Annotated in this window: 21 protein-coding genes; 16 read left to right on the top strand and 5 right to left on the bottom strand. The window is 40.6% G+C overall.

What is annotated here, in order from left to right:
- Positions 1–102, top strand: a 102-nt coding sequence (locus Q4591_RS10615; protein WP_303461022.1) for an NAD(P)/FAD-dependent oxidoreductase, incomplete at its 5' end; no start/stop codon positions are given.
- A gap of 36 nt (positions 103–138) precedes the next feature.
- Here the strand turns inward: Q4591_RS10615 and Q4591_RS10610 are convergent.
- Positions 139–1,110 (bottom strand): LysR family transcriptional regulator, encoded by a 972-nt coding sequence (locus Q4591_RS10610; RefSeq protein WP_303461013.1) that lies wholly within the window; start codon positions 1,108–1,110, stop codon positions 139–141.
- A gap of 346 nt (positions 1,111–1,456) precedes the next feature.
- Here Q4591_RS10610 and Q4591_RS10605 point away from each other — a divergent pair, with 346 nt between their 5' ends.
- The 7 genes from Q4591_RS10605 to Q4591_RS10575 all read left to right on the top strand — a co-directional run bounded on the left by Q4591_RS10605 (position 1,457) and on the right by Q4591_RS10575 (position 7,322).
- On the top strand, positions 1,457–1,945 hold the full coding sequence (locus tag Q4591_RS10605) for a C40 family peptidase (protein ID WP_303461011.1): 489 nt from the start codon (positions 1,457–1,459) through the stop codon (positions 1,943–1,945).
- A 110-nt stretch (positions 1,946–2,055) separates the two neighbouring features.
- A complete protein-coding gene (mog, locus tag Q4591_RS10600; RefSeq protein WP_303461009.1) occupies positions 2,056–2,589 on the top strand; it encodes a molybdopterin adenylyltransferase in 534 nt (177 codons plus the stop codon).
- 208 nt (positions 2,590–2,797) lie between these two features.
- Positions 2,798–3,433 (top strand): DUF6795 domain-containing protein, encoded by a 636-nt coding sequence (locus Q4591_RS10595; protein ID WP_303461007.1) that lies wholly within the window; start codon positions 2,798–2,800, stop codon positions 3,431–3,433.
- Positions 3,430–4,581: a lipase family protein gene (locus Q4591_RS10590; RefSeq protein ID WP_303461005.1), complete on the top strand. Its 1,152-nt coding sequence runs from the start codon at positions 3,430–3,432 to the stop codon at positions 4,579–4,581. The genes Q4591_RS10595 and Q4591_RS10590 overlap by 4 nt, the downstream gene beginning before the upstream one ends.
- A 405-nt stretch (positions 4,582–4,986) precedes the next feature.
- Positions 4,987–5,409 (top strand): DUF5675 family protein, encoded by a 423-nt coding sequence (locus Q4591_RS10585; RefSeq protein WP_303461004.1) that lies wholly within the window; start codon positions 4,987–4,989, stop codon positions 5,407–5,409.
- Positions 5,410–5,411: 2 nt separating this feature from the next.
- The gene (locus Q4591_RS10580; protein WP_303461002.1) at positions 5,412–5,903 is read left to right on the top strand and encodes a hypothetical protein; all 492 of its coding nucleotides are present in this window, start codon (positions 5,412–5,414) and stop codon (positions 5,901–5,903) included.
- A gap of 411 nt (positions 5,904–6,314) precedes the next feature.
- Positions 6,315–7,322, top strand: coding sequence for a GlxA family transcriptional regulator (locus Q4591_RS10575; RefSeq protein WP_303461000.1), 1,008 nt, complete (start codon positions 6,315–6,317; stop codon positions 7,320–7,322).
- A 31-nt stretch (positions 7,323–7,353) separates the two neighbouring features.
- On the opposite strand, the gene Q4591_RS10570 is transcribed toward Q4591_RS10575, so the two are convergent.
- The 4 genes from Q4591_RS10570 to Q4591_RS10555 form a co-directional block, all read right to left on the bottom strand.
- Positions 7,354–7,590, bottom strand: a complete 237-nt coding sequence (locus tag Q4591_RS10570; protein ID WP_303460998.1) for a hypothetical protein — start codon at positions 7,588–7,590, stop codon at positions 7,354–7,356.
- 107 nt (positions 7,591–7,697) lie between these two features.
- Positions 7,698–8,831: an ABC transporter permease gene (locus Q4591_RS10565; protein ID WP_303460996.1), complete on the bottom strand. Its 1,134-nt coding sequence runs from the start codon at positions 8,829–8,831 to the stop codon at positions 7,698–7,700.
- 121 nt (positions 8,832–8,952) lie between these two features.
- Positions 8,953–9,687 (bottom strand): ATP-binding cassette domain-containing protein, encoded by a 735-nt coding sequence (locus Q4591_RS10560; RefSeq protein WP_303460994.1) that lies wholly within the window; start codon positions 9,685–9,687, stop codon positions 8,953–8,955.
- A gap of 2 nt (positions 9,688–9,689) precedes the next feature.
- Positions 9,690–11,237 carry an alpha/beta hydrolase gene (locus Q4591_RS10555; protein WP_303461020.1) on the bottom strand — a complete coding sequence of 516 codons (1,548 nt, stop codon included), beginning with the start codon at positions 11,235–11,237 and terminating at the stop codon, positions 9,690–9,692.
- Between the two features lie 131 nt (positions 11,238–11,368).
- Between Q4591_RS10555 and Q4591_RS10550 the strand changes: the two genes are divergently transcribed.
- The 8 genes from Q4591_RS10550 (at position 11,369) to Q4591_RS10515 (ending at position 18,855) form a co-directional block, all read left to right on the top strand.
- Entirely contained in the window at positions 11,369–11,743 is a 375-nt protein-coding gene (locus tag Q4591_RS10550; RefSeq protein ID WP_102531645.1) for a GntR family transcriptional regulator, read from the top strand.
- Positions 11,744–11,847: 104 nt separating this feature from the next.
- Positions 11,848–12,693 (top strand): ABC transporter ATP-binding protein, encoded by an 846-nt coding sequence (locus Q4591_RS10545; protein WP_303460990.1) that lies wholly within the window; start codon positions 11,848–11,850, stop codon positions 12,691–12,693.
- The gene (locus Q4591_RS10540) at positions 12,690–13,982 is read left to right on the top strand and encodes a hypothetical protein (protein ID WP_303460987.1); all 1,293 of its coding nucleotides are present in this window, start codon (positions 12,690–12,692) and stop codon (positions 13,980–13,982) included. The genes Q4591_RS10545 and Q4591_RS10540 overlap by 4 nt, the downstream gene beginning before the upstream one ends.
- 116 nt (positions 13,983–14,098) lie before the next feature.
- Complete coding sequence (locus tag Q4591_RS10535; RefSeq protein ID WP_303460985.1) at positions 14,099–15,892, top strand: long-chain fatty acid--CoA ligase; 1,794 nt, start codon at positions 14,099–14,101, stop codon at positions 15,890–15,892.
- Positions 15,893–16,033: 141 nt separating this feature from the next.
- On the top strand, positions 16,034–16,963 hold the full coding sequence (locus tag Q4591_RS10530; RefSeq protein ID WP_303460983.1) for a hypothetical protein: 930 nt from the start codon (positions 16,034–16,036) through the stop codon (positions 16,961–16,963).
- Positions 16,963–17,424 (top strand): hypothetical protein, encoded by a 462-nt coding sequence (locus tag Q4591_RS10525; protein WP_303460980.1) that lies wholly within the window; start codon positions 16,963–16,965, stop codon positions 17,422–17,424. The genes Q4591_RS10530 and Q4591_RS10525 overlap by 1 nt, the downstream gene beginning before the upstream one ends.
- Positions 17,425–17,551: 127 nt before the next feature.
- On the top strand, positions 17,552–18,340 hold the full coding sequence (locus Q4591_RS10520) for an Mbeg1-like protein (RefSeq protein ID WP_303460978.1): 789 nt from the start codon (positions 17,552–17,554) through the stop codon (positions 18,338–18,340).
- 104 nt (positions 18,341–18,444) lie between these two features.
- Positions 18,445–18,855: a thioesterase family protein gene (locus Q4591_RS10515; RefSeq protein ID WP_303460975.1), complete on the top strand. Its 411-nt coding sequence runs from the start codon at positions 18,445–18,447 to the stop codon at positions 18,853–18,855.
- Positions 18,856–18,863 lie beyond the last annotated feature (8 nt).

Raw genomic sequence — 18,863 nt, 5'->3', positions numbered from 1 at the left:
TTGTACTTTATTGGTGAAGTGATGGACGTCAGTGGTTGGCTCGGAGGGTTCAACTTTCAATGGGCTTGGTCGTCTGGTGTGGCGGCCGGGATGGCGGTTTAGCTTGTTTATCGCGCCAGAGCAGGGTAAACAAGCTCACTACTGCAGCTGGGTATTTTCATAGCAAGCCTGATATTCAGCTAGGTTCGTTGTCATCACCTGAGTTAACGCATCTGTGAACTCTTGCTCATGGGAATCATGGTATTGCAATGAATGTAGTGGTACTTTCCATTCATGCATGAACTTAATATTTTTATTATAAAAGTCAGTTATATCAACCAGTTCAATATCATCGCGTTTTTCACCGATAAAGTAGGGAAATATCGTTGATGCCAAGCAAATATCATTAGAATTTACCACTTTTTCAAATGCCATAAATAGGCTTGAAGTCATTAAGCTTACCTCGGGTTTCTGGTTAACTTTTTGCGCGCAAAGTTCAAAAAGGTCATTCAAGTCTGCAATGGGACCATTATTGGTTAATACCAGTTTGTGATTAAAAATGGCCTCCATGGTGATTTCATTTTTCAAAATAGGGTGGTTCTTTTTAACGGCTAAAAACCAATATTTCACCTCAGCTAACGTGCTAATTTGGACATTTTCCTGCTGACGAGTACGAGTGCCAAAAGCGTAATCAATTTTACCTTGGGCAATATATTGTTCAACGTTGTCAGCCCAGGGGTGGATGTCAACGGTTCTAGATATGCCTAAGTCTTGATTAACCTGTTCAATGGCATCAAGAATAAAGCTCGACATATGCTCTGGCGCAGCGATATGTAGCACTTTCTGCTGCAATGGCTGCCTGTTTGCAACCTGGGCCATTTCATCGTAAGCGGCAATGATGGCTTTCGCTAAAGGGTACAGGCGCTTTGCCATGGCGTTAGGTTGCAGGCCGTATTGTTGTCTGACAAATAACTCATTATTGATAATTTCACGTATATTGCTTAGTGCTCGACTAATTTTAGGCTGAGTGCTATTAAGCTTTTTTGCCACAACGGAGCCATTTTTAAATTCGAATAAGCCGATCAGTACTTTTAACGTAAAATAATCTAGTCTTGATAGTTGCTTTTGCATGGGTTTTACCAAGTGAGCCAGTCAGGATATTTACGTTAGCATACTAAGTAAGAGCTAAAAGGTGCTTAAATCACACAAATACCCATAAAGAGGTACTATGTGATATTGGTAAGACTGATTTTTCATTCTCTTCAGTTAGAAGAGTCTAAAGTTATTATTATTGTCACTAAGCTGTTGTTATTTAGTGGCGTTATGGTTCTGTATGTTAGTTTTATAGTCAGCTTTGTTGGGCATCGGTGTTTTAATGAATGACACTTTTTTCGATAGCCAAATAACGCTTCAATGCATAGATGGCAGAGCTAGATAGTGGCAGATAAGGCGTTGTATAAATCATAAGGGGGGGCTTTTGTACAAAATATGCGTCATAGCATTAGTTGGGCTGATTATGAGTGGTTGTTCTGCTCGTATTGAGCAAACTGCTGGCAATGGCATTGCTGTCGATGGGTATAGCGTAATGACTGATGCTCAACGATGGAATGAAGCTCGTTTACTGCAATTTCACCAGCAGTGGCAGGGTACACCATATCGATTAGGCGGATTAACCAAAAAAGGCTTAGATTGTTCTGGTTTGGTGTATGTGGCTTATCAAGATCTCGTGGGGCCCAGTATTCCAAGAACTGTGCAAGGTCAAACAAGCTTAGGTATTCGCATTGCTAAAAGTGACTTACAAAGTGGTGATTTAGTGTTTTTTAAAACCACGGGCAGTGGACGTCATGTTGGGGTGTATTTGTCTGGTAATCGCTTTTTACATGTATCGACCAAAAAAGGGGTGATTATTTCCAGTATGGATAATGTTTATTGGAAACCGCGATACTGGTTTGCTAGTCGTATTTAACACCGTTTCGCTATCTGTTGATCAATCTCTCCGCTATGGCAGATAAATTATGTTATTTTAGCCTCATCTAAGTCGTTATTGTTTATGTGATCAAGTTTAAGGACCCAGTCATGACTAAAGCTAAAATCGGTATTGTTACTGTAAGTGATCGTGCCAGTGCAGGTGTGTACGAAGATTTATCAGGTAAGGCCATCATTGCTGTACTAAATGAGTACTTAACCTCTGAATGGGAACCTGTTTATAAAGTTATCCCTGATGAGCAAGATGTGATTGAAGCCACCTTGATAAAAATGGCCGATGAGCAAAATTGCAGTTTGATTGTGACCACTGGTGGTACCGGCCCTGCTAAGCGTGATGTTACTCCTGAAGCCACAGAAGCGGTGTGCGATAGAATGATGCCAGGTTTTGGTGAGCTAATGCGCGCTGAGTCATTAAAGTTTGTACCAACGGCTATTTTGTCTCGTCAAACAGCAGGTTTACGCGGTGATTCACTGATTGTTAATTTACCAGGCAAGCCTAAGTCAATTCGTGAATGCTTAGATGCAGTATTCCCAGCGATCCCTTACTGTATTGATTTAATGGATGGCCCATTCTTAGAATGTGATGAGTCAGTCATTAAGCCATTTAGACCGAAAGCAAAATAATTTTAAGCCGAGTTCAGGTTATTTCGATTTCTAACCTTATAAGCGTATTGTGGGATGTCAGCCTGCAATGCGCTTTTTTATATCCGAAATAGTAACTAGTTAGCTAGAACCCATTCTATTTGATAATAGAAATTCCAGAGTAAAAGTGTAAAATTGTCAGCCAATATCTAACTAATTTAATCTAAATGTTCTTCAGCAAGGATTGCTAATGAAAAAACGCAGATTACTTTCGCGTACTCGTTTCATACTGCTTGTTTGTTGTGTATTTACTTACCCAAATTTAAGTCATGGAGTTGATATGTTTGGTTGGTTTAAAAAAAAGGAAGTCTTTTTAAGCTCTGAAGTTAAAGGCGTCATTACTGAAAATGGTAAACCCAGTGCTAATTTAGAAGTGACGCGTTCATTAATGTATATCGATGGAAAAGATCATATTGATGTTGCAGTGACTGATATTAAAGGTCATTTTTATTTTCCTAAAAAAACCATTCGCTCATCGATACCTAATAGGCTTTTTTCTGAAGATAGGGTGTCGCAACATATTACTATAGAACCCAATGGTGAGTTACTTCCATTATGGGTAGCAACTCATATTGGTATCACCGAGGTACCAGAGTTTTCTAAAAAGCTATTATCCATGGCTTGTGATTTAGCGGATAAGCGAGTGACTTTTCAGTTTAAAAATACCAATAATGAACATCTTGATCACATGGCGTCCAGCATATGCCGTTGGAGAGAGGATTATACTCCTATATTAATTTATGATGGAGAGAGCCAATATATTGTTGAAGATGGGGATTTTAATAAATTAACGGATCGTTTTACTGGCAAGGAAGTCGAATTATGAGTAACACTATTTCACCAAGTATTGCTGCAAGTGTAGCTTCAAGAGTATATGACATTAGAACAAATGAGAGCTTTAATAATGATTTTAGTCTTGATTTTATAAGAAATTTTAAAATATCGAATAGTCAAATCAAAGGTGTTAGTGGGGGCTTAATTAATCAACTATTGAATCGCAGTACTGGTTTTGCATTAACAGCACAAGGGATTTCGCCACAATTCAAGGAGCATCATATTATTGGTGTTCGCGGTACAGTGTTTACTTCATTTGCAGACTGGTTAACCAATGGCAATATCGCCATAACAGCTGGGCCTAAAAGTCTTGAAGTGCATTCTGGATTTGAAAAAGCTTTTAGCAGTATGCAGTCAGCTTTTAATGATTATGTAACACTGCATAACCCTAGCTGTTTGCATGTTGTAGGTCACAGCTTAGGCGGAGCAATTGCTCAGTTAACAGCACTTTGGGCAAGCGAGAAAGGCATAGATACCAAACTATATACCTTTGGTGCACCTAGGGTGGTCACTGAGAGATGCGTTCACCAAGCATCTACTAATATTGAGCATTATCGTGTTACACACGGTGCTGACCCAGTACCAGCAGTTCCTGTATGGCCCTTTAGTCATACTGTTGGGGAGTACCAAACTGCAATGAATAGTGGATCTTTTTTCTCGGTTGGCGCACATTCGATGGAGAAATCTACCCCTGGTTATATTAATACAGTTGCAGCATATAAAAGCTATAGCGCTATGGATGGTGCACTTAAAACACTTCATCATAAGCATACCGTGCTTAAATATGATCAACGTCACCATGCATCATTTTCTCAGCGCTGGCAGCAAATCATTACTGATGCTTTAATCACGCTTTTGAAAAAAACGGGTCAGTATGCAGTAATTCTCGCCCAAGCCTCTTTAAGCCATGGTTTGCAGTTTTATGACATATTAGCCCGTTGTTTACACGGTGCTGTTGTTAAGTCATCGGCAGAAATAGCAGAGGAACTAAGAGGGTTACTCGGTCATATGTTAGTTTTTGCAGGTAATAAGGTACAAGAAGTGAAAGACATGAGTGTGAAGTTTATTCGTTGGGTTTTAGGCTTGATGATCAAGACACTGTATACCACTGCTAAACAAGCAATTGAGCTTGTATCATAATTTTTAGTTACTAACTTAACTAAAGCCGCTGATAGGTTGAATTGTCAGCGGTTTGATCATTTACGCCCCTGCATTGAAAAGTTGTATTACTTCAACCCTGTTTAAAATCGGCTTTAATTGACACTTTATGGACTAATGATTTAATGGATGGCCATTTTTTGGTATGTGATGAGTCAGTCATTAAGCCATTTAGACCTAAGGCTAAGTAGATTTGGGATTGTGAACTCTAGTTTTTAAATTTAGGATGAGATTTTTTGTTTCTCATCCTAAATTTTCTGCTAAAACTAGAATCGTTATATAGAGAGGAAAACTATTTAGGCACATTCTTTTTGATAATGTACAAGATTAATCAAAGCTGTAAAATTCTGATTAATTATAAAGTTTATTATTTTAAAGGATTAAAATATGTCGATTCTTCGTATAAACAGAATTAAACAATTTGGAGAGACTACGTTAGGAAAGCTTTCTATTGATGGTGAAAGTAAATCTTGGTTCGTTCTAGAGCCCGGAGGGCCAGACTCTACAATTGAAGGTTCTGATAAAAGAATATCAACAGGTACGTATAAAATATCCCCCTATAGCTCTCCTAAATACCTTAATGTGTATGAATTAAAGAATATTCCAGGCAGAACAAAAATCTTGATTCATGCTGGCAATTACCACGAGAATACAGAAGGCTGCATTATGCCTGGATTATCTTGGGGATTGGTGAATCAGAAAGGTCATTACTATGTATCAAGCAGTCGTATTGCAACAAATGAAATATTTAAAAAAATTAAAGAGCTAAACATTAATCAAGTTGTAATAAAAAATGGGTTTGGGAGTTAGTTATGATAAGGATATTACTCTTTACTGCTTTATTTGCTATTTCTTTACCCGTATATTCTGCCGATACTATGCATGACGAAAATTTGAACTGGTTCAATAACAACTATGTTCAAATTGAAAACGTTTTGGCTCAAGACGCTGACTTGAGCTTGGTTCCTTACTTAAATACCCTAATCGTTATGTGGACGAAAAGAGATGGTGCAATGACTGGTGAAATATCGCCATTATTAGCGGTTTCATTAATCAATCATCCAGAATTAACTTTACGTGCATTTGCAGAGCATCCTAAGTCTTACGAGAGATGGTTAACTCAATTACAAGGTACTTTGTTTACTGATTTTTCAGGTAATGATCATAAATCACTAAAAAAATTGCATTGTGACCTGTCTAGCGCAATGGAGAACTATTCCCAATATGGTGATGAAAGCTTGATTCCTCTAGCTATGAATTTATTGGAAAGTCTTAAAGCCATTGAAATTAGAGTTGTGGATTGAGACAGTTATTTCTGATCAAATAATTCAAACCAGCTACGGCTGGTTTTTTTATGTTTGTAATCCATCGGCTATATCCCTTTTCTGACGATTAAATTTGCACTGTATCCTGTAAATAATACCAAGCTAGGTATCGCGATCAGGTGGGCGAATATATTCGGTTCGGTACTGAAATTAAGCCAAAGTAATAATCCCCAACTTACTGAGAGATAGCCAAGACTGATTGCCATATGTGATGTGGTTTTTTTCATTGCTCGTTTCCTTACTGCTTTGTGTTCTGATCTCAATCCATAGGATGCGTTGTTTAGCGATGATGCACAGACTAAGCACTTAGTATAAAAACTAGACAAAAAATTATTAAGTGTCATTATTGACAAATATAAGGCTAAAAATGACAAACTTGGGGTTTCTATTATGAAAACGGTTTATATCTTAACGGCGGGGACTGTCGTAGCGAGTGGGCTCGTCAGTTTTTTAGATGTATTTAGTTTTTGTAATAGTTATTGGCGTCGTATTAATGCCGATGTCACTGAAGACTTGTTCCATTGCCACGTTATCTCAAGTGATGGTGAAAATGTAAAAACCAATCAAGGTTTTGAGATCCCCGCTAAAGGACTTGATCACCCTGATGATATTTTAGCGGCAGATGCGGTTATTTTAGCGTCGGCATTTGTGACTAATCGCGAAGAATTTCAAGCTTTTTTAACCGACTTTGAACCATTGTTTGCGCCGTTAGTAGCTTTTTCTGCAACAGAAAAACCAGTGGCAGCTTATTGTTCTGGCACATTATTGTTAGCGGCATCAGGGCTGCTTAATCAAAAGCGTGCGACGACGGTGTGGTGGTTGAGTGAAATGTTTGAACGCAATTTTAAAGACGTGAACTTATGTATGGATTCGCTCGTCGTATCTGATGGGCATTTACATACAGCAGGCGCGACCACCTCTAACTTGAGTTTAGCATTGCACTTAATATCGATTCTTGCTGGTGAACAAATGGCGCAGCAGATGTCGAAGATATTGTTGATTGATCCAAACCGTTGTTCTCAACAACCGTTTATGACCATGGCAATTAATCCTGAGCAGCATAAAGATGAGCTAATTCATAAAGTGCAGCAGTGGATGCAAGTGCATATAAACCAGCATTGGCTATTAGATGATATAGCCGATAAATTTGCTGTGGGAAAACGCACCCTGATTAGACGTTTTAAAAAAGCCGTTAATGAAACGCCAGCAAGTTACATGCAACGACTTCGAGTCGATGAAGCTAAAAGGTTACTCGAGACCACTGAGCTTGCCATTGAGCAGATTGTCGAACGGGTCGGTTATGAAGATGTCAGCTCTTTTCGAAAGCTATTTATTCAGTTAACCAGTTTAACCCCGCGTGCCTATCGACAAAAATTCAATACTCATACTTGCTGTTAAGCCTGTTTGGCTTCTTTCAATCAAACAGATATTACAGTGCATCAATACGTTGCTTTAAATCATAATCAGGTTCTGTGACGATTTTCTCTAGGGTGGCCACTCGCTGTTGTAGTTCGCTGTTTTGTTGACGTAATGAGTTAATCTCATTGTTATTATTACTGGCATTGGCACTATTTTTTGACTTGATATAGTGCTTAAACATCTCTGTTGCCGTAGTACCAATAGTGATGACAATCACCAAGGTTAAAATCGCATATTCCTGTTCCATACCAAACTCCTTCTTGATCGTTGGGATGCCCCAACGTTAGTTAAATTCAGTTTGACTGACTCGATAATGCTTGAGCCAGTCATCCTCTATTGATTTATCAAATTCAATTACAGACCAAAGACCACCTTCTCGCTTTTCAATAGGCGCTCTAATCCCAGCGCCAATACGATTGAAATTGCTATGGTGGCAGCTGACGACGCTAATAACTGCAACATTGGAATTTCACGACCTTTGATAAAGGCCATTAACGCTTGCTGCTGGCCTGAAACCGGAAGCCACTCAAGTACATCTGGGGCGATGTTATAACTGGCGGCCATGGATAATGCCAGCGGTACAAATAACACCATGGTTAAATAAGACTGGGCCTCTTTAAAGCTTTTGGCCATGAAAGACACAAACAGCTGCAGTGTTGCCGCCATGATGGCGAGTGGAATGCCGATAAATAGCATCAGTCCCATAAAGTCAGGCGAGATGTTGACGCTAAAGCCCAGTTCCTGCCAAGGTACGAAGGTGTAAGCGAATTTAGAGACGATTAAAATCAAGATTAGTCCGAGTAAGGCAAAACAGGTTACCGCGATAATTTTCCCCATGACCAACTGGCGAGTACTAATCGGATGGCTGAGTAATAAAGCCAGTGAGTTACGCTCACGTTCGCCTGCACTGGTATCAATGGCAAGGTTCATACCTGAGATAAACACAGAATAAATCATAGTGAAAATCGCAATACCAAGTATAAAGCCGCCTTTTGAGTCAGGTGTCGCTTGGTCTTCTACAACCACTTTAATTGGTTGCACTACAGCAGGATTAATACCGCGAGCAATTAAGCGTAAGCTGCCCATTTCACTGCTATATGCTTGTAATTGCATTTCTACGCGGCGAATTGATTTTTGCAGTTTTTCATTGGAGTTATCAGCAATCAGGGTAACTTCTGCAGGTTTTGCTGCTGCCATTTGCGCAGTGTATTTATCACTGATCACCAATTCAATTTCTTTAGTGTCTTTATCATTAGTATGATTAATACCGCGATTATTTAAAAAGCGTACTAAGTCAGGGGCATTGTCAGCATTGCTGATGTTAATGTTTAAATCTTCTGGGCTAGAAAGTTGCCCAATCAGCACCATGAACATGCCGCACATTAAAATAGGCGTACCGATGGCGTAGTATAATCCCGCCATCACCGATCGTTTGTCGCGCATTGCGTCAATAAGTTCTTTTTGAACCATGGCTATTACAGTTTTCATTAGATAGCGATCCCTGCGTCAGTATTGAAATAAAGGTTTATAAAAGCAGCGTTATTAACAGGCTGCATTTTACTTTCGAGCGGGATAAGCTCTTTTTGAATTAGGTTAAATATCGTTTTCATTAGGCTGCGATCCCTTCGTCAGTTCCGATGAGTTTAATAAAGGCTTCTTCTAGTGAGTCTTCACCGGTTTGTTGGCATAACTCTTCAGGGCTGCCAGTGGCCACAACCTTACCGTCTGCCATAACAATCACCTGGTCACATAAGGCTGCAACTTCTTGCATCACATGACTTGAGAACAACACACAGTGCCCAGCTTTTTTGAGCTCAACCAGAATGTCACGTAATAGGCGAGTACTCATGACATCTAAGCCGCGTGTTGGCTCATCTAAAATAATATTGGTTGGCTGGTGGACTATGGCCTGGGCTAATGCCGTTTTCATTCGTTGACCTTGTGAGAAACCTTTGCAGCGTCTATCGGCAATATCTTCTAACTTAAGTTGTGCAATCACATTGGCAGTTGCTTGTTTGGCATCAGCTTTTGACATACCACTTAGCTGGGCAAAATAACTAATATATTCTCTTGGTGATAAACGCTCATACAGGCCAAATGGATCAGGGAATAAACCTAACTGTGCCTTGGCTTTAGTGGGTTCTTTGGCGACATCAATACCGTCAATTTCAGCATGACCTTCATCTGCAGCAAGTAAGCCAAATACAGTGCGTAAACAGGTTGTTTTACCGGCACCATTTGGACCAAGAAGTCCAGTAATATGGCCGTCGTGAGCACTGAAACTAAGATTATCCAGTGCTTGAACGTCACCAATTTTTTTCGAGAGATTAGATACGGTAATCATGATTATTCTTCCCCTGCTGGAATGGTTTCAACAGTATTGGCATTGAGGTAAAAACTGCGGCGAGTATCTTTTTCTAAACATTCACCATCGATATCGTCAACAGACCCCGATTTTACTAAATCAGCAATGAGATCATTACCACAGCTTTGATAAGCCACGCCGTGAGTCGCATACTGAGAGGTAAAATGTTTCGCATTGGTGAGCTTTTCTGTTGCCATATCCCCCCAACTTGGTGGTGTAGCGGGGTCTAACTCACCTGATAGTAAAAGTGTTGGTATATCACTTTCAATTGCGTCGCTGAAACTGTCATCTACCGACGGAATTGACCACACTTTGCAGGTCGCTTCTAATCCTTCTAGCATGGTACGGCTCATATAAGAGTCTTGCGCTTGCTGGCGCATATCATCAGTAATACGGTGGATATCTTCAGCACAAACGACTGAAGCGTGCATGCCTAATGCAATGCCTGTGCTGTCAGTGGTTAAGGCAAAAATACCGAGAATAGGCTGATAGTTACCTTGTGCCGCTTGATGAATTGCATGGGGTAGCAGTGCCCGAATACTTGGCATATATAGCGCCATTCTTATCGCGCCATTATATTTACCGCGAGTGAGTGTAAAGCTGGCAATCTCATCATTTTGCGGATCACGGGTTTGGGTAATGATAGGTGCTTGCGCTAAGGCTGAGTCCATCTGTTCAAATTCTTGCTTTAACTCGGGGAACTGCTGCTGACATTGACTGTTTTGCTGGCAGTCTTTAAATAATAAATCGTAACCACGGTCAATGGCACTACCAATAGCGATAACACTTTGCTGCATTGGCACCACGCCATCGAGGGTGACAGTGGCTATCGCTTGCGGGTATTCACGCATATAAAGCTGTGCCATACGGGTACCGTAAGATACCCCATAAATGTGCAGTTTTTCATAACCTAGGTGCTGACGAACAGCTTCAAAATCGGTTAGTGCGGTTAAACTGCCATACTGGCTAACATCAGCATCAATGGCATCGAGACAAACTTGGGTGTCTTTGGTGATATCCATATTGTCATCATTAAAAGACAGCGCCGACATGGTGTCATCTTCACAAGCTAGAATATTTGACTGGCCAGTTCCGCGTTGATCAACCAGTAAGATATCTCTATCTTGGCGCACTTTCGCTAGCACACGGTTAAAGCCTGCGGCATTCTCAATGGCTGATTGACCTGGGCCGCCAGCAATGGCGAACATGGCTTGTTTTTGAAAGCTAGGTTTTATCGCGGGTAATACCGCGTAATGTATCGAGATGGTTTTACCATTCGGCATGGCTGGGTTTTCAGGTAGCTCAAGTGAACCACATTGCATTTGCTCTGATAAACCATCGAGGTAGCAACTTGATAAAATAGCGTTATTAGGTGCTGCAATCTCACTTTGACTGTCGTCGGCTAATGCTGTGCTACTTAAAAATCCATAAGCACTTATACCGATACTGAGACTAATACTGAGGTTTAATGCCGACAGTAATAATGAAGAACGTTTTTTTCTCGCTGCCTTTATGGGCTGGCTGACCATGTCAAACTCTCCTTGTGACAGTGATTCTCTGATGTTCATAACATCTTTCCTTTTTGCATTTCACGATGATTGTGTTAACTTAACATGAGTGTATCGGTGTATCAATGTATTAATACAGTAAGTAAAGGCTAATGCTAGAGCTAATAAAAGTCAACCCCAGTAGTGGCGAACCTATTTATCGACAATTGCATGAACAAATTGTGCGTTTGATTGTGGGTGGGCAGCTACAAGTAGAGCAAGTGCTACCTTCTGTTAGGCAGATGGCAGAGCACCTTGCTGTCAACCCAATGACAGTATCACGTGCCATTCAGCAATTAGTTGAGCAAGGTTGGCTAGAGCGTCGCCGCGGTCAGCCAACGCGGGTTGCGCAAAAGCAGGATTCACCAACGACTTCTAGCTTGCAGCTATTAGCACCTCAAACCAGCGATTTGATCAGCCAAGCAAAACAGCTGGGAATTAGCTTGGAAGAAGTCCAACAATTACTTGCAAAAGAGTGGGATAAGTAATCTTTAAGCCATTCACGAATAAAATAAACCCTACGACCAGCAGTAACGAAATAACAATAATATAGCTGGTCATATTGAGTCAGCAGATAACAAGGAACGAGTTAATGGATACTAGCTCAGAAGTGATTCTTGAATTTAATCAAGTCAGTAAATCATTTGATGATAAAACGGTATTAAAGCAGCTTAGCTTTAGTTTATCAGCAGGCATGGTCGTGGGATTATTGGGCCAAAATGGCGCTGGTAAATCTACGCTAATGCGCAGTGCTTTAGGTATTTTAGATGTTGATGCTGGTAGCGTGACAACATTAGGTGAGCCCGCGCTTAATCTCAGCACTAAAGCCAAAGAAAAAATTGGTTATGTACCGCAGCAGCCATTTGGTTATGAAGGTTTTTCAGTTAAAAGTGCCCTTGAATTGCACAGCAGTTTTTATCCTGATTGGGATAAACAGCTGGAAACAGACTGGTTAACGCGCTTTGGGCTAGAAGCGAAACAACAAGTACAACGCTTATCTGTCGGTCAACGTCAATCATTGGCGTTAATCATGGCCATGGCTTATCGCCCGCAATTACTTGTTCTTGATGAACCCGTTGCCAGTTTAGATCCCATTGTGCGCCGCCAATTCATGTCGGACTTATTCGAGCTGGCATTAGAGTCTGGCTCTGCAGTGCTATTTTCATCGCATATTACCTCTGATATTGAGCGGGTTGCCAGCCATGTGGCGCTAATAAAGCAAGGCGAGCTAGTGCTATTTAAAGAAATCGATGCTTTACGTGAAGAAGTGAAGCTGGTGCAACTTAATGCAGATGCCGTGTTGCCTGGCAGTATAAAAGTGCTTAATCGCAATCAACATACTGCGCTGGTGGATAATATAGAACAGGTGGAAATAGCTGGCGCGAAAAATAGCTTGGCGCTTAACTTGGATCAATTGTTCATGGAATTACATCGATGAGCAGATCAAATATTACGTCAGTTAATCCGTTTAAAGGCTTTTATCACCAATGGTGTAAGGATGTTGGTAGCGTAAGCTTTCTTCTTACTGGTTTATTAGGTCTATGTTTGGCTGTAGTAAGTGTGACTGTCCGCCCTGAAAAAGTAGAGTCGCTTTATTTGCTCATCGGAATGAGTATTCTGTCAGTGTGCACTGCAATTGCTTGGCAGCTGATCAAGCTAGCCGCCAATGAGGCCGCAGTATTAACGCCTTACTATCGTAGGCTGGTTTATATTCAATCTACAACGCTATTTTCTGCCTGCCTTGTTGTTTGCTCCGTCATTTTAGTTTGGGCTCAACAACCCTTTGTTAGCAGCATTTGGTACATACTCGCCATCGGTTTAGGTCTGATTTATACCTGCATGAAAAATCCTAAATGCTTCAACTACTGTGTGGTGCTTTTCTTCAGTCTGCCATTATTAACTGAGCTAGAATTGTTGTTGCCCAAGCAAATAAATAGCACTAGTTTTTTACTACCAATAATCCTTATTGCGCTAATCATCAAGCAGACTCGAGAGTTGACTTGGTCAGATGATGCTCGATCTGTGTATCTTAATGGGCTTGAAACGGGTTGGTTAGTACTGCCTAAATTCAGTCAATCATTACCGCTAGTTAAGTTGAATCAGTATTTTTATCCTGCCAGTTACTTCATTGGGCCAATGCTCGCGGCACTATTGATAGCGATTCCTGTACTGGGCGTGATAGGTTTACTCGCAGCTGCCTACTTTACGCTAGATGCGCCGATGTTAATGATCGTATCTCAGATGTTGTTAGTTCTATGCTCGCTAGTGCATTGGACACGTGTTCAGCGTTGGCGAGCTGCGGAAAGCTTATTTGTATTACCGAGCTTTAACGGGAAACAAGACTTGCTCAATCAGTTTTTCAAATCTCAATTACGCTTACTTGCCTGTATTACGCTTTTAATGAGCTTTTTGACGATGATAGCGGCAATGTTTAATCCACAAATATCGATAGCAGTCGGCGTACACTTGGTTGTGAGTGTGATCTGGTCAAGCGGGATTGCTCTGGCTTTAGGTGCGATGAGTCGCTCAGTGTGGCAAGTTAGCTTATCTATGGCCATGGTAGCGATTCAAGCCTTATGGTTATCTAACTCATTAGTGCAATTACGAGATCAAGGCGCTATTAATGCCATATATTACTGGGGCGATATAGGGTTACTGGTGTTAATGGCAGCTTTACTGGTTATAAGTAAAGACAAATTATGGAAAAATGGTGTTACCAAAATGTAATAATCGGCCTTAAAGTGTGAATTGATACCAATTTAGATTAAAAAATCTTATTTTTCCTTATTCGTTAAAGTAGAATGCAAAAAGCGGAACACTTGTAAGCTTAAAGGTAATTAGCCATGTCTCTTGAAAAATTTCATATCGTAAGATTGCTGCAGCAGCAAAGCCAGTCATTAACAGATAATGTCGCACTCGAAGGATTTGAGATGGCCGCCCCATGGAACAAAGTTTCTTGGAGTAAGTTCGATACTATTACGAGTAAAGTCGCAAAGCTTTTAATCGACTTTGGTCTTCAAGTACAAGATAAAGTGGTCATTGTTGCGCAGAACAGCCCGCAATGGAGCTGTGCAGATATTGGCGCATTAAAAGCCCGTACCGTTGTTGTGCCTGTTTATCCGACAAGCCCAATGGAACAAGCGGTGTTTATTGTTAATGATGCCCGTGCCAAAATTATTTTTGCTGGTGATGACAGTCAGTATGCAACAGCCTGTAAAATTCAAGCCCAGTGTCCAAGTGTCGAACACATTATCGTGTTTGATAGTAAAGTAAAATTAGCATCAGACGAGCATTTCCATTTTGATGACTTACTTATTGCAGAGACAACGCCTGCAAGTGAAGCTGAGTTAACCTTACGTTTATCGCAAACCAGTCTAGATGACTTACTGACCCTTATTTATACCTCCGGTACCACTGGCGACCCTAAAGGTGTCATGTTGGATTACCGCAATATTGCATCTATGGTTGAACAGCACGATGCTGAAATTGCCTTTAAACCAGGTGATGTATCGTTAGCATTTTTACCATTAAGCCATGTATTTGAGCGAGGTTGGAGTTTCTACGTACTTTGTCGTGGTGGCCATAACGTGTATTTAAATGATACTAATCGCGTTAAAGAAGCTATTGCTGAAGTACGGCCACATACATTATGTGTGGTGCCACGCTTTTTAGAAAAAGTGTATAGCGCCGTGCATGACAAAGTCAGTACAGCACCAGCGATCCGCCAGAAGCTATTTAATTGGGCTATTGGTGTGGGTTCGCGTCAATTTGAAGTGACTCAAGGGCGCAAACGACCAAGCACACGTTTATCATTGCAGTGGAAATTAGCCAACAAGCTGGTATTCAGCAAATTACAAAATGTATTAGGTGGCCGCCTTAAGTTTATGCCTGTTGGCGGCGCGGCATTAGATGTGAATGTTGGTGGTTTCTTCCATAGTATTGGCGTACCAATCTTGTGTGGTTACGGTATGACTGAAACTTGTGCAACTGTCACCTGTAATACCTTAGATAACCGAGTATCGGGTTCTAACGGTAAGCCATTACATGCGATGGAAGTGAAAATTGGCAGCAATAATGAGATTTTAGTTCGCGGCGAAACGGTGATGCGTGGTTATTACAATCGTCCAGAAGATACGGCTGAAGCATTCGAAGATGGCTGGTTAAAAACCGGCGATGCAGGCATGTTAGATGCCGAAGGTAATCTATATATTACCGATCGCATCAAAGAGTTGATGAAAACATCAAATGGTAAATACATTGCGCCGCAGCGTGTTGAAGGTAAAGTCAGTTGTTGCCCGTTCATTGAACAAGTCGCGATTGTGGCTGACGCACGTAACTATGTATCAGCGCTTATTGTACCCGCGTTCGAGTCACTAGAATCTTGGGCAAAAGAGCATGAGATTAAGTTTGAAAACCCAATGGAATTATTGCGCCACAGCCAAGTTGTTGAGCACTTTGAACAACGTTTAAAAGAGCTACAACATGAATTAGCAGGCTTTGAAAAAATTAAAAAATTCACCTTACTGCCTGAAGCATTTTCAATGGAATCAGGGTTAATTACCCCCACGATGAAGCTGCGCCGTAAGAAGATTTACTCTAAGTATGATCGTGAAATTAATGCGATGTACGCTAAGTAATTTTTTCTGAGCATATTATAAAGGACGCATTAGCGTCCTTTTTTGTGTCTGTTGACCCGCGGAGCTAATACTTTGTAATAATGGTTATTATAATTGATAAAGGTATAATGCATTTTAAAATAAGCTTACATGGACGGAAGCATGGAAACAGGCAATTCTTTATTCAAATCAAGTACTCAATCATATTATGAAAATCAGTTAAGTCAGCGAATTTTAGCTGAAATTGATACTGACACTTTATTTGCGAAAATTGATGCGATGCATGGGTTGACTGGTGCAGGTGTCGTTTATATTGATAGCAAATTCAATATTGTCGAGCTACGAAAATTTGAAGCTGTATGTCAGATTAATCCGGTCAAAATAATATTAAGAGAACCTCCGGCACAAATGAACCAAGCTGCTTTTGCTGCTCACCTCAAAGGCAGTCAAGGTAATATCCGAGAGTCAAGATTGGTGTCTGAAGTTGCTGGCACAGTGGTCAGTTGTGGTGCTGCCATTATTGGTTGGATGGTTATATTGGGAAGTGCTACAGCCATTCCCCTTACAGGAGGAACTAGTAGTGCGATAACTTATTTAGCTATAGGTGCAACTGCTGCGAGTTCTATGCAATGCGTTAACGGTGCGTATCGCACAGTGAATGAAATTACCGAACCCAGTAAAAATGATAGTTTGGATAGTCTGGAGTGGTATCAGGCTGCTAGTAACATTATTGATTTAGTTTCTATTGCGGGAGCGGGAGCTGCTGCAGCGGTCACAGTGAAGAGCATTAAGTTAATGCAAGCTCAAACTGGAAAGTCTACTTATGCAATGCTGAAAGGTCTTTCTAGACCAGAACAGAGAAGACTCAGTGCAGAGCTATTAAGGCTAAATGTCACAGGAGGATCTAACACAGTTTTGAAATCAATGTTGAGAAAAGGTGCGGTTAGACGATACTCTAACAAACACATCACAGCTTCTTTTAGACTACAACTAACAGATGCTATCGGAGCATCATTGAGTTTTACTGGTAGTGCGCTATCGGGAAACATCAGAAATTTAGCTATAGGTATATATGAAGAGGTGGGAGTGTAATGAATGAAGATGAACATGTAGGACTATTTCCGCCTATCCTATCCATTGTGTGTTTTTTGTTTGCTTCGGTAGCTATGACTGCTTCAATAGGGTTAACGGGAGGTATGTTGCTACGATTTTACTTCTCACTATCCTCTGAAGTTGAGCTTTTATTACTTTCAATTTCCGCTTGTTTGTTTGTAGTTGTGAACTATCAAGTTGTTTTAGGCTCATTTTACGCAGTGAAGGTATTGAAGCGAGTTTTACTTATTTCATTACTTTTGTTGATTCCAGTAATATTATCGAAAGACTTTGATTTATTGGTATTATTTTCTTGTGCTATTTTTATTTTCGTTTCTATTTATTTGTTGAGTCATAAGCATTACTTAACTTTTGTAAATCATAGAAAGGTAAGTGTTGAAGATCAAAAAGAAGCTTTATCAGAAATTGCAGCTGAGCTCGAAGCGAAGAAAAATAAGTGAGAATAATTATAAACTATTCAAGACTTAAACTGATTTAATTCTTTAGGCAGTTTTACTTTATTAATCACAGTAGTGTCATAAAAGGGCTTTATCCTCAATTCAGTTTGCCTAACTGAACCCGTTACTTTTGAAAAAACTTAAACGCTATCAATACGAACGTTATGCTGTTTTGTGCAAGGTGACTTACCGTGCTGACTTTGAGTCAGAAAAGCTCGGGTTTTCTAGGGGTAATTATCGTGAAATTGCCAATCGCTGGGGTAATATATGTGCCCGAGTTATGTGGCGTGACAATAAAAAAGAAGTGCTGGTGGTATTTCGTGGTTCGCAAACTATGAACGAATGGCTACTCAATTGTCAGTGCTGGCCGAAAGCGAAGCAGTTTAAAGGGTGTCGTTACAATGTGCATTCTGGCTATGACTATTTATTGGAGCAAAGTACTAACCCGATAGCACCGCATTATGAGGCTGATATTAGTCTTTTCACTCAGTTACAAATGATCCTCAACCCGTTGATTCTGGCTGGTAAGCGTATTTCACTAACTGGTCACTCATCAGGTGGCTCAATGGCAATATTAGCCGCAGATAGATTAGAGCGATTATACCCAAACTCAATTAAGCGGGTGGTGACTTTTGGCCAGCCGTCACCGGGGTTTAAAAGCTTTCAAAAAGCGTATTTATTACATCGACGTACTTATCGTATTTGCTGTGATATTGATGTGGTGACTTTTTTGCCACCACTGCCAGGTATTTACTTTCATGTGGGGAAAATGCTGTGGCTGCATAACGAACGGATTTATGAAAACATATCGCCGGTAAAGCGATTCCTATTAAGTTTTTTTAGTTGGATAGTGTCGCCTTTTGCCTTTCATTACATGCACAAATACATCCGTAATAAAGACTTCTTTGATGACATTTGAGCTTGAAAAATCAGAATAGGGTGACTCACTTTTAAAGCTGTCATACACTGCCTGCGGTTTTATTTATCATTACTGAACGCACAAAATAAAAATAAGAGGCTTGCATGTCAGATAATCAATTCAGTTTAAATCTCACGCCACGATTTTGTGAAACCGATGCATTAGGGCATATCAATAATACGGTGATCCCTGTGTGGTTTGAGGCGGCGCGCGATCCAGTGTTTGATATTGTGAACCCAGGACAAGATTTGTCGAAGTGGAACATGATTATTGCAGGCTTTAATATTGTCTTTAATGCACCAACCTTTTATGGCGCAGAAGTGACGGTTAAAACCTATATCAGCCGTGTGGGCAACAGTAGTTTTGAGATTGCACAAAGCTGTTGGCAAAATGGTCGCCAAACAGCAGAGGCCAAAACCACTATGGTGCATTACGATTATCAAGCAGAAAAGAGTAAGCCGTTAACTGATGCAGTAAAAAGCCAACTAGCGCAACTAACTGGCCCTGCAGAGTAATCTAGCTT

It is taken from the genome of Shewanella sp. 3_MG-2023, from assembly GCF_030548765.1.
Classification (GTDB): domain Bacteria; phylum Pseudomonadota; class Gammaproteobacteria; order Enterobacterales; family Shewanellaceae; genus Shewanella.
The sequence above is the reverse complement of the archived record's forward strand: the minus strand, read 5'-3'. Positions and strand labels throughout refer to the sequence as shown.